10 protein-coding genes are annotated in these 13,852 nt (G+C 65.1%); 2 read left to right on the forward strand and 8 right to left on the reverse strand.

Going from position 1 to position 13,852, the window contains the following annotated elements:
- Positions 1–218 precede the first annotated feature (218 nt).
- Positions 219–1,145 carry a LysR family transcriptional regulator gene (locus ACOHWE_RS12580; RefSeq protein WP_420666823.1) on the reverse strand — a complete coding sequence of 309 codons (927 nt, stop codon included), beginning with the start codon at positions 1,143–1,145 and terminating at the stop codon, positions 219–221.
- 111 nt (positions 1,146–1,256) lie between these two features.
- Here ACOHWE_RS12580 and ACOHWE_RS12585 point away from each other — a divergent pair, with 111 nt between their 5' ends.
- Positions 1,257–1,700, forward strand: a complete 444-nt coding sequence (locus ACOHWE_RS12585; protein WP_420666825.1) for a cupin domain-containing protein — start codon at positions 1,257–1,259, stop codon at positions 1,698–1,700.
- A gap of 302 nt (positions 1,701–2,002) precedes the next feature.
- Here ACOHWE_RS12585 and ACOHWE_RS12590 read toward each other — a convergent pair whose 3' ends face one another.
- The 4 genes from ACOHWE_RS12590 to ACOHWE_RS12605 form a co-directional block, all read right to left on the reverse strand.
- On the reverse strand, positions 2,003–3,520 hold the full coding sequence (locus tag ACOHWE_RS12590) for an ABC transporter permease (RefSeq protein WP_420666827.1): 1,518 nt from the start codon (positions 3,518–3,520) through the stop codon (positions 2,003–2,005).
- 10 nt (positions 3,521–3,530) lie between these two features.
- Positions 3,531–4,580, reverse strand: coding sequence for a quaternary amine ABC transporter ATP-binding protein (locus tag ACOHWE_RS12595; RefSeq protein ID WP_420666828.1), 1,050 nt, complete (start codon positions 4,578–4,580; stop codon positions 3,531–3,533).
- A 73-nt stretch (positions 4,581–4,653) separates the two neighbouring features.
- A complete protein-coding gene (locus ACOHWE_RS12600; protein ID WP_420666829.1) occupies positions 4,654–5,616 on the reverse strand; it encodes an ABC transporter substrate-binding protein in 963 nt (320 codons plus the stop codon).
- Positions 5,617–5,651: 35 nt separating this feature from the next.
- Complete coding sequence (locus ACOHWE_RS12605; RefSeq protein WP_420666831.1) at positions 5,652–8,039, reverse strand: DUF1989 domain-containing protein; 2,388 nt, start codon at positions 8,037–8,039, stop codon at positions 5,652–5,654.
- 58 nt (positions 8,040–8,097) lie between these two features.
- Between ACOHWE_RS12605 and ACOHWE_RS12610 the strand changes: the two genes are divergently transcribed.
- Positions 8,098–9,096 (forward strand): substrate-binding domain-containing protein, encoded by a 999-nt coding sequence (locus ACOHWE_RS12610; protein ID WP_420666832.1) that lies wholly within the window; start codon positions 8,098–8,100, stop codon positions 9,094–9,096.
- Between the two features lie 304 nt (positions 9,097–9,400).
- Here the strand turns inward: ACOHWE_RS12610 and ACOHWE_RS12615 are convergent, their stop codons facing one another.
- From ACOHWE_RS12615 to ACOHWE_RS12625, 3 genes are read right to left on the reverse strand one after another with little or no spacing between them, the layout of a single operon-like run.
- Positions 9,401–10,624, reverse strand: a complete 1,224-nt coding sequence (locus tag ACOHWE_RS12615) for an ABC transporter ATP-binding protein (protein ID WP_420666833.1) — start codon at positions 10,622–10,624, stop codon at positions 9,401–9,403.
- A gap of 60 nt (positions 10,625–10,684) precedes the next feature.
- Positions 10,685–11,389 (reverse strand): copper resistance protein B, encoded by a 705-nt coding sequence (locus ACOHWE_RS12620; protein ID WP_420666835.1) that lies wholly within the window; start codon positions 11,387–11,389, stop codon positions 10,685–10,687.
- 29 nt (positions 11,390–11,418) lie between these two features.
- Positions 11,419–13,326, reverse strand: coding sequence for a copper resistance system multicopper oxidase (locus ACOHWE_RS12625; RefSeq protein ID WP_420666836.1), 1,908 nt, complete (start codon positions 13,324–13,326; stop codon positions 11,419–11,421).
- Positions 13,327–13,852: the final 526 nt, after the last annotated feature.

Raw genomic sequence — 13,852 nt, forward strand, 5'->3', positions numbered from 1 at the left:
GCAGCCGGCTTCGGCAGCGCAGCAGCAGACGGGAGGAAGCGCGGGATCCAGGATACGATTCGGTGGTTCCCGGACCAGGATTCCCTTGCGGTGAGGTATGAGCCGCTGCGCTCCACTGCCCAAGAGGCACACCGGAGCGGCATCGGGCAGCGGATTGTGCAGCGCCGGCGTGACGCGGCCGGGCCAGAGCGGGGGATTGGCGCCTGGCCGTCGAGCCCTTAGCGCTTCTCCGCGCGCATCAGGCTGAACACCTGATCTCGCATCCATACGGCAAGGGGCGTCGTATCGGACCGCTTGTGCCAGATTCCCACGATCAGAGGCGGATCGATCGGAATGGGCGGCTCGAAGATCCGCAGGCCAAAGGTATCCGCAACATCGGCCGCCAGCTGGGCAGGCACCAGCGCGATGAGATCGCTCTCCCGCACCGCGCGGCACACGCCCGAAAAGACCGGAACCGTCATGGCGACGCGCCGCTGCCGACCGACTCTTGCAAGGGCGGCATCGCCCATGGCTGCAATGTTGCCTTCCGGGGAGAACAGGACGTGGTGAAGCGTGCAGAACAGATCGAGCGGCATGGTCTGCCCCGGCTCGAGCCCGGCAATCCCCGGGTTGCCGCGCCGCGCGATGACCTGGAACGGCGAGTGGAATAGCGGTTCCCGGCTGACCCAGTCAGGCAGGGGCGTGTCGGGGATCAGCGCGATGTCCGCGCTGCGGCGTTCGAGGCTGGCCACATAGTCGTGCGGCACCAGATCGACGAGCTGCGCCCGGATGCCCGGGGCCTTGCGCTGCAGCAGATCACCCAGCGGCGGCATCAGCAGCTCGGCGAAGAAATCGCTCGCCGCAATCCGGAAGGTTCCCGTGGCAGAGTGCGGATCGAAGCGGGCAGGCGGCGATAGAATGGCTTCGATCCGCTCCAGCTCCTGCCGCAGCGGCTCTTTAAGTCCGGCGGCATAATCCGTCGCGATCAGCCGGTTGCCCTGGCGGACGAAAAGCGGGTCGTCCAAAGCATGCCGCAGGCGTGACAGGGCGCCGGAAACCGCGGACTGCGACAGGCCCAGCCGGCCGGCGGCTTTGACCGTGGAGCCTTCCCGGAAGATTGCGTCAAGCACGCGCAGCAGGTTGAGATCGAACGTAGCGAAATTCATTCAGGCGATATCCTATATCAGGAAATACACTTTGGCTGATACCGTGTGCCCAGATTATCATCCCAACACCGAAAGCGCTTTCGTTTCAGTTCCCAAATGAGGAGTGAAACGATGAAGGACCTCACAACAGACAAAGACGCCCACGAATGGCTTGGCGTTAGATACAAAACCATCCTTTCGCCCGACCAGACCGGGGGTGCGATGTCGATCGTGGACAGCTGGTCACCTGCGGGAAGCGGGCCGCCCCGGCACATTCATGAAAGGGAGGATGAGACATTCGTGATGCTTACCGGCACCTGCAAGGTCTGGATCGCGGGCCAGGAGACCATCGCGGGCCCGGGCGAAAGCGCCTTCATTCCGCGCGGGACGGAACACACGTTCAAGGTCGTGGGCACCGAGCCATCCCGCCATCTGGTGATCCTGACCCCCGGCGGGTTCGAAGGGTTCTTTGCCGAAATGGCCGCCGGTCAGTTCCGCATTCCGGAGGATATGGCCGCGATAGAGGAATCGGCCAGGCGGCATGGACTTTCCCTCACCGGACCGCCGCTGGAGTGAACCGATGGCCGGCAAGCACATCTTCTATCTCCCCGCATGAGAGCCGGAAGCGAAGCCTGAAGGTGAAATGGAGCGGCCGGAACAAGTGCCGTGACTGCCTTGCCCCGGTCATACCGGGTATCCGCTCCGCCGGCTTCAGCCCCATCGCGCCCCGGGGGGCATGCTGCCGATCCGGCGCCCGGTGTGTTGCGGGAGTATCTCCAAAGCGCTGCCGGCCGAAGACCTCCGGGCACAAACAGGGAAACTGGCCACCAGGGAGGCCAGTTTTCTAAGCGTCTATTGGGCCGCGACCAGTCTGTTCGTTACCGCTTCCCGGCAACGATCCGGTCGAGGATCAGCGCGCAGAACAGGATCGCCAGCCCGGCCAAGATGCCTTGTCCGGCAGCAGCATATTGCAGCGCTTCCAGCACGTCCTCACCCAGCCCCTTGGCGCCGATCAGCGAGGCCACCACCACCATCGCCAGCGACAGGAGAATGGTCTGGTTGACGCCGGCCATGATCGTCTTTCGCGCCAGCGGCAGGTCGACCCGCCACAAGAGGTAACGCGGCGTAGCCCCGAAGGCGAGCGCGGCCTCGCGCACGGTTTCCGGCACCTGCTGCAGGCCCAGCACGGTGAAGCGGATCACCGGCGGGCTGCCGAAGATCATCGTCGCCACCACGCCTGCAGGCTTGCCCGAGCCGATGAAGGCCACCACCGGGATCAGATAGACGAAGGAGGGCATCGACTGCATGAAATCGAGCACCGGGCGCACCACGGCAAACACCCGCGGGCGGCGCGCGCAGTAGATACCCAGCGGAATGCCCAGGGTGATGGAGATCAGTGCCGCGGCTCCGAGCAACGCAATCGTGGTCATCGCCTTCTCCCAGAAATCCAGGAGCCCCAGATAGGCCAGCGCCGCACCGGTAAAGATCGCCACCCGGGCGCCTGCGGCAAGATAGGCCAGCATCACGATCACCAGTGCCACCACCGGCCAGGGCGTATCGACCAGCACCACTTCGATCCAGTCGAGCAGCGTGCGCATCCCCGCGGTCAGCCCGTCAAAAAAGCCCCGGCCGGACGTCTTGGTCCAGTCGAACGCGGCCTGCACCCCGTCGCCCGCATTCAGCCGCCAGTCGCGGTTGGTCGGGAAAGCGTTCAGCAATGAGAACGCATCCGGCATCGCAAACTTCAGCGCCGACAGCACCACGACGGCTGCCGCCAGAACCGCCGAGACGGCAAGCCGCGCCATCGACCAGCCGCTAGCTGCGCTGCGGTCAGAGCGCCAGCGGGTAAACTGCCCCTCCAGCGTCCAGTTCGCGAGGGAGGCCGCCAGGAACTTGACCGCCAGCAGCAGTGCCGCGCCCACGAACAGGTAGGTGACACCACTGGCATTGGCCGCCGCCGCAGCCTCCTGCGCCCCAGCCAGAGCGCCCTCCAGCGACTCCGCCGCCCGTTTCAGAGACTCCAGCGAGGATGCGCCCGAGGCCTCTGCCGCCGCAATCTGCTGACGGCGCAGCTCCAGCGTTTGGGCAATCTGCTCGGCCCGGATGCGGAAATCCCGGCCCAGGTCGCCGAACAGTCCCAGCGCGATCTGGATATAGGCGAGGGTCTCCAGCACCAGGAACCCCAGGAACCAGGACCACAGCCCCCGCGCGCCGAACCAGACCGGCCCCAGGATGCAGGCTGCCCGGTTCAGGGTGAACCGGTAACCCGGTGCCTCCATCATGTAATTGAAGACCTGCTGGTAGTAGCTTTGCGATTGGCCGGTGAACTCACCCACCAGCGCGTTCAGGCGCCCGGCGGTTTCCGGTTTGATCTGTGATTGGTCGATGTGTTTCATCATCGCCTCCTTACGCCTGGCTGTCCTGAATGGCGCGGATCAGTCCTGCACGGTTGATCACCCCGACGGTGGCGCCCGCATCCGCGACCTTGACGATGCCATGGCCGTCCACGGCCAGATCCATCAGGTCGCTCAAGTCCATGTCGGGCCGCGCCACCTTGGCGTCTCCCGGCAGCGCGCCGTGGGTGGCCTCGAACTCCGCCACCGGCTTCATCACCGAATGGGCAAAGATCATGTTGAGCTTCGAAATCCCGGCCACGAAATCCGCCACATAGTCGTCCGCCGGGTTGAGGATGATCTCCTCCGGCGTGCCGGTCTGCACGATGCGGCCGTCCTTCATGATCGCAATGCGATGGCCAATGCGGATCGCCTCATCGAGGTCATGAGTGATGAACATCGTGGTTTTGCCGAGCTTGCGGCTGAGTTCCATGAACTGGTCCTGCAGCTGCTTGCGAATGAGCGGGTCCAGCGCCGAGAACGGCTCGTCCATCAGCAGGATCTCAGGGTCCGAGGCAATCGCCCGCGCCAGACCCACCCGCTGCTGCATGCCACCGGAGAGCTCATGGGCGTACTTGTCCTCCCAGCCGGTCAGCTCCACCAGCTCCAGCACCCGGTCGGCCTCCTCCCAGCGGCGCGCCTTGCCGGTGCCGCGGATTTCCAGCGGCATCGCCACATTGTCGCGCACAGTGCGGTGCGGCATCAGGCCAAAGTTCTGGAACACCATGGCCACGCGGCGGTTGCGCAGGTCGCGCAGGCCTTCGGCTTTCAGCCCCATCACGTCCTCGCCGTTGATGAAGATATGCCCGTCGGTCGGCTCCAGAAGCCGGTTCACATGGCGCACCAGCGTCGATTTGCCGGAGCCCGACAGGCCCATCACGCAGAACAGCTCGCCGCGTTCGATCTGGAAACTGGCATCCGCCACCCCGACCACGCAGTTGAACCGCTCCAGCACTTCCGGCTTGCTCAGCCCTTCCGCGTGAATGGCCCGCAGCGCCTCATCCGCGCGTGCGCCAAAAATCTTCCAGACGCCGCGTGCGTCAATTGCGATGTCACCGGCCATGGCCTTCCCCTGTCGTCAAGAGTCGTGTGCCGGCCCCGCCGTCCACCCTGGCAAGCGGGGCCGGAGGATAGGATCAGTTGAGACCAAGCCAGGCGTCCACGGTTTCGCCGTTTTCAGCCAGCCATTCCGACACCGCGGCATCAATCTCCCGGCCTTGGATCACCACCTGATAGGTGAGCTTGGACAGTTCGCCCGCGTCCATGTCGATCTTGCTGAGGAATGCCGCCGCCGCCGGGTTCCGCTGGTCCAGCGACTTGGAATAGGCCACGGTCACCGTTTTCACCGGGTCGCCGGAGGTGATCGAGGACTTGTTGAACCAGTCGGAATCCTGGTCCGGCTGCAGCATGGTGTAGGCGGCGGGATCGTGTGCCGGTTCCTCGATCATCGTGACATCATAGAGAGCATGCACGTAATGCGGCTCGTAGCAGTAGAATACCACGCCCTGCTCCTGCGCGATGGCATCCTTGAGGCGGGCGTAGAACACCGTCTCATCCTCGGTTGAGGGCTCCAGGAAGGTCTCGATCCCGTAATCGCGCACCTTCACCTTGTGAACGTTGGTCGAGGCCCAGCCGGTGGCGCCGACCCAGATCTCGCCCTTGCCGTCGCCATTAGTGTCATAGAGTTCCTGCGCGGCCGGGGTGGCAAGATCGAAGATGGACGAAATACCGTGTTTTTCGATCATGTACGTCGGGGTGCAGAAGCCGGTGCGCCCCTTGTAGCTTCCCGAGGACAGGCCGACGGTAGCCTTCTGGTCCACATATTCCTCGGTGAAGGACAGGTGGTTTGGCAGCCAGACGTCCGGGTGCACGTCGATGTCGCCGCGCCCGCCGTCCATCGCTGCAAAGATCACCGCGTTGGCACCGGGGGCGTAGCCCGCCTCCCCGCCCAGGCGGGTTTCGATAACCTGGCCGATGATCCGGCTCATCACCTTGGCGCCGGGCCAGCTCGGCTCCCCGACCATGACCTTTTCCTGCGCCAGTGCCCCGGTGCCCAGGGTGAGGGCGGCGACAGCGGTAAGCGTTTTCAGCGGTTTCATGTGGTCTCTCTCCTGTTGAGGGTGATTGTGCGCCCTCAGGCGCGGGCCCGCTTGCGCTGCGGGTCTATGAATGGAACGTCCGTCACGGTGGCGCCGAGGCGCTTCATCCGCCCGTCGAGCTGGCCGATTTCCAGCCGGGCGCCGTTTTCGGCATGCTCGACGCCCAGCCGGGCGATGGCGATGGCGTGCTCCAGCGAGGGCGAGCGGGTGGCGGAGGTCACCGTGCCCACCTGCCGCTCGCCGTCATAGACGGGGCTGCCGTGCAGCGGAACGTCGTTGCAGCCCAGCAATAGCCCTTTCAGCACCCGGCGCGGCGCATGCGCGTTGCGCTCCAGCGCTGCCTTGCCGGTGAAGGCCGGCTTGGTCAGGTCGACGGCAAAGCCCAGGCCCGCCTCGAACGCATCCACGCCCGGCGCGAATTCCGCATTGGCGGCGGCCAGCCCGGCTTCGATCCGGATGATCTCCAGCGCCGCCGAACCCATCGGGGTGATCCCGAACTCCCCGCCCGCCGCCATTACAGCGTCCCAGATGGTGAGCGCATCGGCCTGGGAGCAGAAAAGCTCGTAGCCCAGCTCCCCGGTGTAGCCGGAGCGCGACAGCATGAAGGGGGCGCCCTCGCGGTCGTGCAGACGCGCCACTGTGGCGCCGAACCATTTCAGCTGATCCAGGGCCGGCACATGCGGCTGGGTAAAGGCGATTTTGCGCAGGAGGTCCCGCGACTTGGGGCCCTGGATTGCCAGGTTGGGCATCGCCCCGCGCATGTCGTGGATGCGCACCTGCAAACCCATCTCCTGTGCCAGCGCGTTCAGCACCCGGCCGCTTTCCTCCGAGCCGCAGCACCAGCGGAACAGATCGGGCGCCAGCCGGAACAGGGTGCCGTCGTCGATCACCGTGCCAGCCTCGTCACACATCAGCGTGTAAGAGCCGCGCCAGACTGCCAGCTTGGCCACGTTGCGGGTGGTGGCCTGCTGAAGCAGAACCTCGGCGTCGGGGCCGGCAATGTCGTATTTGCGCAAGCCGCTCATGTCCTGCACCGTCACTGCGTTGCGGCAGGCCCAGTATTCGCCGGTGGTGCCATGCGAGGGAAAGCTCACTGGCGCCCAAAGGTCGCGGGCCGGGGCAAAATGCTGCGTCAGCGGTTCCAGACGGTCATGAAAGGCAGAGTTCTGGCTGATCGACATCGGGGCGTCTTCCTTTTCGCGGTAGGCAACGGCGCGGCGCAGGGGTGTTTCGGGGCGGTAGATGCGCACATGCACATCCGTCGGATTCCAGCCGTTGATCGGGTCGATGTCGTCCGGGCAGGCGGTGGAGACGCAGACCAGATCCTCCAGCGCCCGCATCGCAACGTAATCGCCGGGGCGGGAGTAGGATTCCTCGGTCAGGATGTGGTGCGAGTGCGGGTCGACCCAGGTATTCCAGAAGAAGTTGATCGCGGGCCAGGCCGCCCGCCGCGCCACTCCATAGGGAGCCAGCGCGAGGGAGATGTTGTCGGAGCAGTTCACATGCCCGGGAAAGCCGCGCTCCTCATAGCCGCGCGCGGTGCAGGCAAGGCCAAAGGTGTCATGCCGCCCGCAAGTGTCCTGCACCACGTTCAGCAGCGGGCGCATGTCGCGGTCAAAGAACTTGTCGAGCAGCCCCGGCCCCGGGTAGGCGCGGCGCACCATCGAGCGGGTGGCGGTGCCGTCGATCATCAGCTCCTCCCCCCGCTGCAGCGCGCCGGCGTTAAAGGCGGTGAAATCCGAGCACTGCTGCCCCTCCAAGTCGATGATCTGCACGATCTCGCCCCGCTTCACCTCGTAGGCCCGGGCGGTGGCGCGGCTGACGGTGAATTCCTCGCGGGTGTCGCCCAGAAGCGGCGGCAGCTGCGGCGCCGCGCCTGCGGCGGGCTGCCAGGTGACAGTGGCGTTGCCGGGCACGCCGCCGAAGGCAAGCTGCTGCCGGCCGGCCGGGCAGCCAATCCACGCAGTGACGGGACCGGAGGCTTTCAGGACCAGCGGCCCGGCGGGCATATTCGGTGCGGCGGCCGGGATCTCCGCGCCGGCATTGCCGCCGTTGGCAGCGATCCAGCCGAGCAGCGGCACCGCGTCCAGGTCTTCCAGCGGCAGCGGATTGCCTCCCGGAAGCCCGAGCGCGGCCAGCGCCGGCCGGCCCGCCGCGTCAAAGGCGGCAATCTGCACACCGCCCGGCGGCCCCTGCACCGACAGCAAGTCTCCCTCCCGCAGCTCCTGCTTGAACAGCATTCGCGGTGCCAGCACCCGCGTGATCCGCTTTCGTGCCTTGGCAAAGCCGGGGAAAGCCCTGGCAGGGGTCATGTGCCCCATGTTGTCGAAGGCGTGCAGTACTGCGTAGCCGGTCATGGCGATATCCGAATCCTGAGCGATGTAACCGGTTACATGGTTGATGAAACCAGTTACATACGTCAATATATTCTTTTAGACGAGGTTCAAATGGCAATACGGGCGCGCTGGCATGAACGGTAAAATGAGCAGAAAACGGGCAAATCTGCGGGACGTCGCCGCCGCGGCGGGCGTTTCCGTGGCCACCGTCTCTCGGGTGATGAACTCTCCGGACGCGGTGTCCGAGGCCACCCGGCAGCGGGTGCAGGAGGCCATGGACACACTCCGCTTCATTCCCAGTGCCGCCGCCCGCGCGATCAGCACTGGGCGCACGCGCTTTGTCGGCGCGCTGGTGCCCACTCTGGACAACGCGATCTTCGCCCGCTTCCTGTCGACGCTGGAAAGCCAGCTTGCCGAGCGCCGTCTGTCCCTTGTTGTTGCCACCACCGATGGCCTGCCCGAAGTCGAAGCAGAGAAGGCCGGGACCCTGGTGAAAATCGGCGCTGAAGGGCTGATCGTGTCCGGGCTGGACCATGACCCGGCGCTTTACGCCCTGATCGAACGCGGCCAGATCCCGGCGGTCGCCACCTCTTACTACTCGCTGGATTTCGGCTTGCCTACAATCGGTTACGACAATGCCGCCGCGGCGCTCACCGCGCTGTCCCATCTGACCGGGCTCGGCCACCGGCGCATTTCGGTCATTCACGGGCCGACGCGGACCAACGACCGGACCGGGGCACGGGCAGAGGCACTGCGCCGCCACCCAGGCGGTGCCGAATTGGAGTTCCACCAGGTACCGCTGTCCATCGAGGGCGGCTGCCAGGGGGTGCAGGCGGTGCTGGAATCGCGCCCCGAGATCAGCGCCATCCTTTGCCTGTCCGACGTTCAGGCCACCGGTGCACTTTATGAACTGCAGCGGCGCGGCATATCTGTGCCAGACAAGTTGTCCCTAATGGGGATCGATGACTTGCCCGGCTCCGCCCATACCGCTCCGGGACTGACTACCGTCCACCTGCCGGTCGGCCAGATGGGGGTTGCGGCGGCGGATGCGCTGTCTTCCTGGCTTGAAACCGAAACGGCTCCTGATCCGGTACTGCTGGAATCCCGCCTGGTCACCCGGAATTCGACTGGCCGGCCCGGTTGAACTAGGCGCGTGGAACCTCTTCGCAGCGGCGGCCGGAGGGGGCGGGCCTTCTATCTATAGCTATCTGCTTGCCTGCGGGCCGCGCCGTTCCAGGGGGCTCGTTTGTCATGCCCGGTATTGCGCGGATGCACCGCAGCGGAACAGCCAGCCTGGACTGACCTGGCGATTATGACCCCGTGGTCGCGCATGTGATAAGTCCATTGGCTTGGGAGCGGGCGCTCATAGATAATCCCGGCCGGCGAAGTCCAAGGGCCTGTCGAGGACCCGTCATCAGTCTGCCGGCGGGGGCGGCTGCCTTCGGATTTCAGCCGCCCCGGTGCCACGCCGGGCCTGGCTCTGGCCGAAGGAAATGCAGGATTCCGCCATAGCGCAGCCGTGTGTCCTCTATCTGCTGATAAAACCGGAACAGCTCTTTGAGCGGGGCCGAGAAATCCTTGTGCGCCGCCAGAACAGCAACAAGCGCGCCCAAACTAATGCGCTCCTCGATCACAAAGTAACCGCCGAGAGAGTAAAACAGGAACGGGGTAAGGGACGTGAGGAAATTATTCAGGGACTTGGTGAAAAACTTGATCCGGTGAATATCCAGGCGCAGGAGTTCCAGTCTCCTGAGGGAGGCGGTGGCGGCGCGCACCGCGCTGGCCGGTCCGGGCTGGGGGCGCAGTTCACCGGCCAGCAGGCGCGCGAGGTTGCGCATTTCCGCGATCCGGGCACGGCTGCGCTGGTTGATCATGCGCTGCAAGCCGGGCAGGAGGGCCAGTTGCACCGGCAGCACGGCGAGCGCGGCGGCGCCCAGGATCGGGTCCTGAATGAACATGAAGACGAGGATCGTTGCCATAGTGCCGCCTTGTGTCAGCGGCAGGGTGAGCAACTCGGCCGCAAAACCGCCCAGAGGCTCGGCTTCCTGACCCAGCACCTGGACGATCTCGGCCTGACCGCCCGGTTCGGCCCGCCGACGCCAGCTGCGGTAGATCAGCAGCCGCAGCTGACGCAGGAAATGCTCGGCTACCCGGCCGCGGAATACGTTCAGGCAGTATTTGTTAATTCCATGCAGAAGGATGGTAATAAAATAGGCGCTGCTCAGCAGGGCCAGCACCTTAACCTGCTGCAGCTCCACGCCCAGAAAGGACACCGGGGCCGCATACCCGTCGAGGACGTTGTTCACAATCTGCTTCGGCAGCTCCAGCGACAGATAGAGCAGCGGCATGGAGGAGAGGCTGAGAACGACCAGTCCAAGCTGCCGCGCCCGGGTAGCGTGCCAAACCTGCTGAACAAGGCTGGGATGCAGCCCGTCCACCCTCGCCAGCGGCCCCGGCGAAGGCTGCCCGAGGCGCGCTTTCAGGAAGCCGTGGGCCGTCCGCGCCAGCAAAACGCTGAGCGTCACGGCCAGGATGGCCGGAGCAAGAACCAGGATAAGGTGCATGACTGGATGCACCCATCCCGGATCTGAAGCGTCATAATTGAAACCGAGCCACCCGGCGATGCGATGCGCATAGCCGTGGTATTCGGGGAGCGACTGGCCGGCCGGCATTATTCTGCACTGCTCGCAAGGGTGGCGCAGCACCGGCCGGGCCGGTGCCGCACGGGCGCCTCAGAACATGAGACGCGCGCCATAGACGATAGCGACGGTTTCAGTGTCCTCGCCGCTGGCGCGGATCATGTCCGCGGTGCCGCCGAAGGCTTTTTCGTAGTTCACGCCCACATACGGCGCGAAAGCCCGGCCGATCAGATCGTAGCTGAGCCGGGCGCCCGCCTCCAAAACGATGCCGCCCGACGCGAGATCGTAGGCCGGGTCATCCTCAAGAGGAACCGTGAGCTCCAGGCTGGGAGTGAGGATCAGCCGGTTGGTGAGCATGCCTTCGTATTCGGCTTCGAAGCGGAAGGAGGGGCGGCCGGAGAGGTATAGATCGGCGTCAATCTCGAACCATTGCGGCGCGAGGCCCTTAATGCCAATCACCCCGTTGTAGCGGTCCGGCAGGCCATCCGGCGTGTTGGCCTGGATACCGGCCACCGCGTCGAAGAAGGTGGAAATGGGCACCTGCAGGCGCAGCTGGTTCTCGAGAGTCTCGAACCCGCCCGAAGACACGCCGCGTTCGCCTTCGCTGCGCCAGACAAGCTTCAGTTCGTCACTGCCGATCAGCGCGTCGAAATCCCAGACATAGGCGTCTTCGCCATCGGAGGAACGGTATTCCAATTGCTCGGCCTGAAAGCCGTAGATCAGCGCCTCGGCCTGGGCTGCGGCCGCCCAGACGGCCAGCGGCACCGCGGCAAGCAGCGCGGTAAGGGAAGGTTTCATCTTGATTTTCCTTGCTGTTGCGGCGCTGCTCACGCCGGGCCGCCTTCGACGATCACTTTGCGGAACATGCCGGCGTCGGCGTGGTAGGACAGGTGGCAGTGGAAGGCCCACTGGCCGGGCGCATCGACCTCGGTTTCGGAGTAGACGGTAGTGCCGGGCGCGACGTTGATCACATGCTTGACCGGGTCCCACTTGCCTTTGCCGGTGTCCAGGATCGACCACATGCCATGCAGGTGCATCGGGTGGCTCATCATCGTTTCATTGACGAACTTGAACCGCACCCGCTCGCCGTACTTGAGCCGCAGGGGTTCGGCCTCAGAAAGCTTCTTGCCGTTGATTGACCAGATGTAGCGTTCCATGTTGCCGGTCAGCCGCAGCTCGATCTCGCGGGTGGGCGGACGGTCCTTGTACAGCGGCCTGCGCGCGGTCAGATCCTGGTAGGACAGGAACTTGCCGCCATTGGCCGCGCTGGGGATAAGGCCGCTGCCCGGCGCATAGAACGGGTCCGGCCCGCTGGTGGCGGCCGTTGCGTGGCCCGCGTGCCCGGCGCCGCCGGAGGGTTTGGCGGCCGGCGCCGGGTGCTGGGCGTGATTCTTGACGGCCGGCATTGCGGGTTGTGCGGGGGCCGCGGGCTCCGGCATCTTGTGCTGGCTATGATCAACGGGATCGGCCGCCGGCATCTGATGCTGGCTGTGGTCCACGGGCTCGGCCGCCGGCATCTGATGCTGGCTGTGATCCACGGGCTCGGACGCGGGCATCTGGTGCTGGCTGTGATCCATGCTGCTCACGCTGAACATGTCCGCCGCCGAGGCTCCGGCGTTGCGCATGACATGTCCTTCCATGTTCATGCCATGGCCTTCCATACCCATGCTGCCCATCATGCCGCCCATGTCGGCCATGGTCAGCAGCGGTTTCGGCCGCATCTGCGGGACGGGGCCGGCCATGCCTTCGCGCGGCGCCAAGGTGCCGCGGACCATGGCGGTCCGGCCCATCGATTCCGCCACGATGCTGTACGCGCGGTTTTCCCGGGGCTGCACGATCACGTCATAGGTCTCGGCAACCGCAATGCGCAGCTCGTCGACCGCCACTGGTTTCACATCGTTGCCGTCCGCCTGCACCACGGTCATCTTCAGTCCCGGGATGCGCACGTCGAAATAGGCCATCGCCGAAGAGTTGATGAGCCGCAGGCGGACTTTCTCGCCGGGCTTGAACAGTCCGGTCCAGTTCTGGGACGTGCTCTTGCCGTTGATCAGAGGGGTAAAACCCTGAACGTCCTCGATGTCGGTCGGCATCATCCGCATGCGGCCCCACATCCCGCGTTCGCGGAGCGCTCCTTTCAGGCCCATGTTCCCGGCGTCCTGGATGAGGTCCTTCAGGGTGCGCTGCGAACGGTTGTAGTAATCCGCCGACAGTTTGAGATTGCGCATCACCCGCGAGCCCTGATGCGGATGAGTATCGGTGAGCTGCACTACGTAATCGCGGCTGGCTTTGACCGGGTCCTTGCCCTTGGGTTCGATGACGATCGCGCCATAGGCGCCATCGGGTTCCTGGAAGCTGGAATGACTGTGGAACCAGTAGGTCCCGGCTTGCACGATGGGGAACCTGTAGGTGAAGGTCTCACCCGGTTTAATGCCGTTAAAGCTGATGCCGGGCACGCCGTCCTGGCGGAAGGGCACGATCAGCCCGTGCCAGTGGATCGAAGTGCTCTCGCGCAGATTGTTCGTCACGTTGATGGTGACAGCCTCGCCTTCCGTGAAGCGCAGCACGGTGGGTGTCTGGCTGTTGTTGTAGGCGACCCCCTTCTTGCGGAAGCTGCCGGTATCCAGCCGGATCTGGTCGACCGAGATGTCATAGGTTCCGGCCAGAGCGCCGGTGGCGGCAGACGCGCCAAGAATGGCTCCGGCCAAGGCGGAGCGCATGGATGCGATGGGTTTCATCGGCATTCCCTTTTGTGAATGGTTTTGTGTCGTCAGAGGAGCTTCCGCGGCCGCGGGCGCATCTTACGCCGGGGCGGACACCCCCCAAAGCTATGCCGCGCGGAAGCAGGCGGCGCAGGTCAGGCGCCGGGGCGGATGCGGGGAGGCGGCAGCGCGGGATCCAGCGCAGCTGAGGCAGAGGCGGTGCCGGTAAACGCGTAACCCGTCCGCGCGCGCGGTTGCGGGCGGATTTCGTCTGAAACCGCCGCAAGGGCGGCGGGTGCGTCGCAGTGGAGGGCAGGCGCGCAGGGACTTGCGGACGCATCCGCCGCTGGCCCGCTTTCCGCCATTAGGTTTTCAAGTGAAATGCTGCCTGGATGCATCGTGCCTGCATGCAGCGGAGGGCTCCAGAAGCCAAGCATCAGGGCGGCCGCAAACGCCATTAAACGCAGCAGCAGATGTCCCCGGGCGCGCATCATTCACGATCCAATTCAGCTTCCATGCCGGTGTGTTACGGCCGCGGAATGCGGGAGGCAAGAATACATTC

Source organism: Cribrihabitans neustonicus, assembly GCF_048820895.1.
GTDB classification, from domain to species: Bacteria; Pseudomonadota; Alphaproteobacteria; order Rhodobacterales; family Rhodobacteraceae; genus Cribrihabitans_A; species Cribrihabitans_A neustonicus.

What these genes read in the sequence shown, in the direction of transcription:
- ACOHWE_RS12580 (WP_420666823.1), bottom strand. Translation starts at nt 1,145, where the DNA reads ATGAATTTCGCTACGTTCGATCTCAACCTGCTGCGCGTGCTTGACGCA.
- ACOHWE_RS12585 (WP_420666825.1), top strand. Translation starts at nt 1,257, where the DNA reads ATGAAGGACCTCACAACAGACAAAGACGCCCACGAATGGCTTGGCGTT.
- ACOHWE_RS12590 (WP_420666827.1), bottom strand. Translation starts at nt 3,520, where the DNA reads ATGAAACACATCGACCAATCACAGATCAAACCGGAAACCGCCGGGCGC.
- ACOHWE_RS12595 (WP_420666828.1), bottom strand. Translation starts at nt 4,580, where the DNA reads ATGGCCGGTGACATCGCAATTGACGCACGCGGCGTCTGGAAGATTTTT.
- ACOHWE_RS12600 (WP_420666829.1), bottom strand. Translation starts at nt 5,616, where the DNA reads ATGAAACCGCTGAAAACGCTTACCGCTGTCGCCGCCCTCACCCTGGGC.
- ACOHWE_RS12610 (WP_420666832.1), top strand. Translation starts at nt 8,098, where the DNA reads ATGAGCAGAAAACGGGCAAATCTGCGGGACGTCGCCGCCGCGGCGGGC.
- ACOHWE_RS12615 (WP_420666833.1), bottom strand. Translation starts at nt 10,624, where the DNA reads ATGCCGGCCGGCCAGTCGCTCCCCGAATACCACGGCTATGCGCATCGC.
- ACOHWE_RS12620 (WP_420666835.1), bottom strand. Translation starts at nt 11,389, where the DNA reads ATGAAACCTTCCCTTACCGCGCTGCTTGCCGCGGTGCCGCTGGCCGTC.
- ACOHWE_RS12625 (WP_420666836.1), bottom strand. Translation starts at nt 13,326, where the DNA reads ATGAAACCCATCGCATCCATGCGCTCCGCCTTGGCCGGAGCCATTCTT.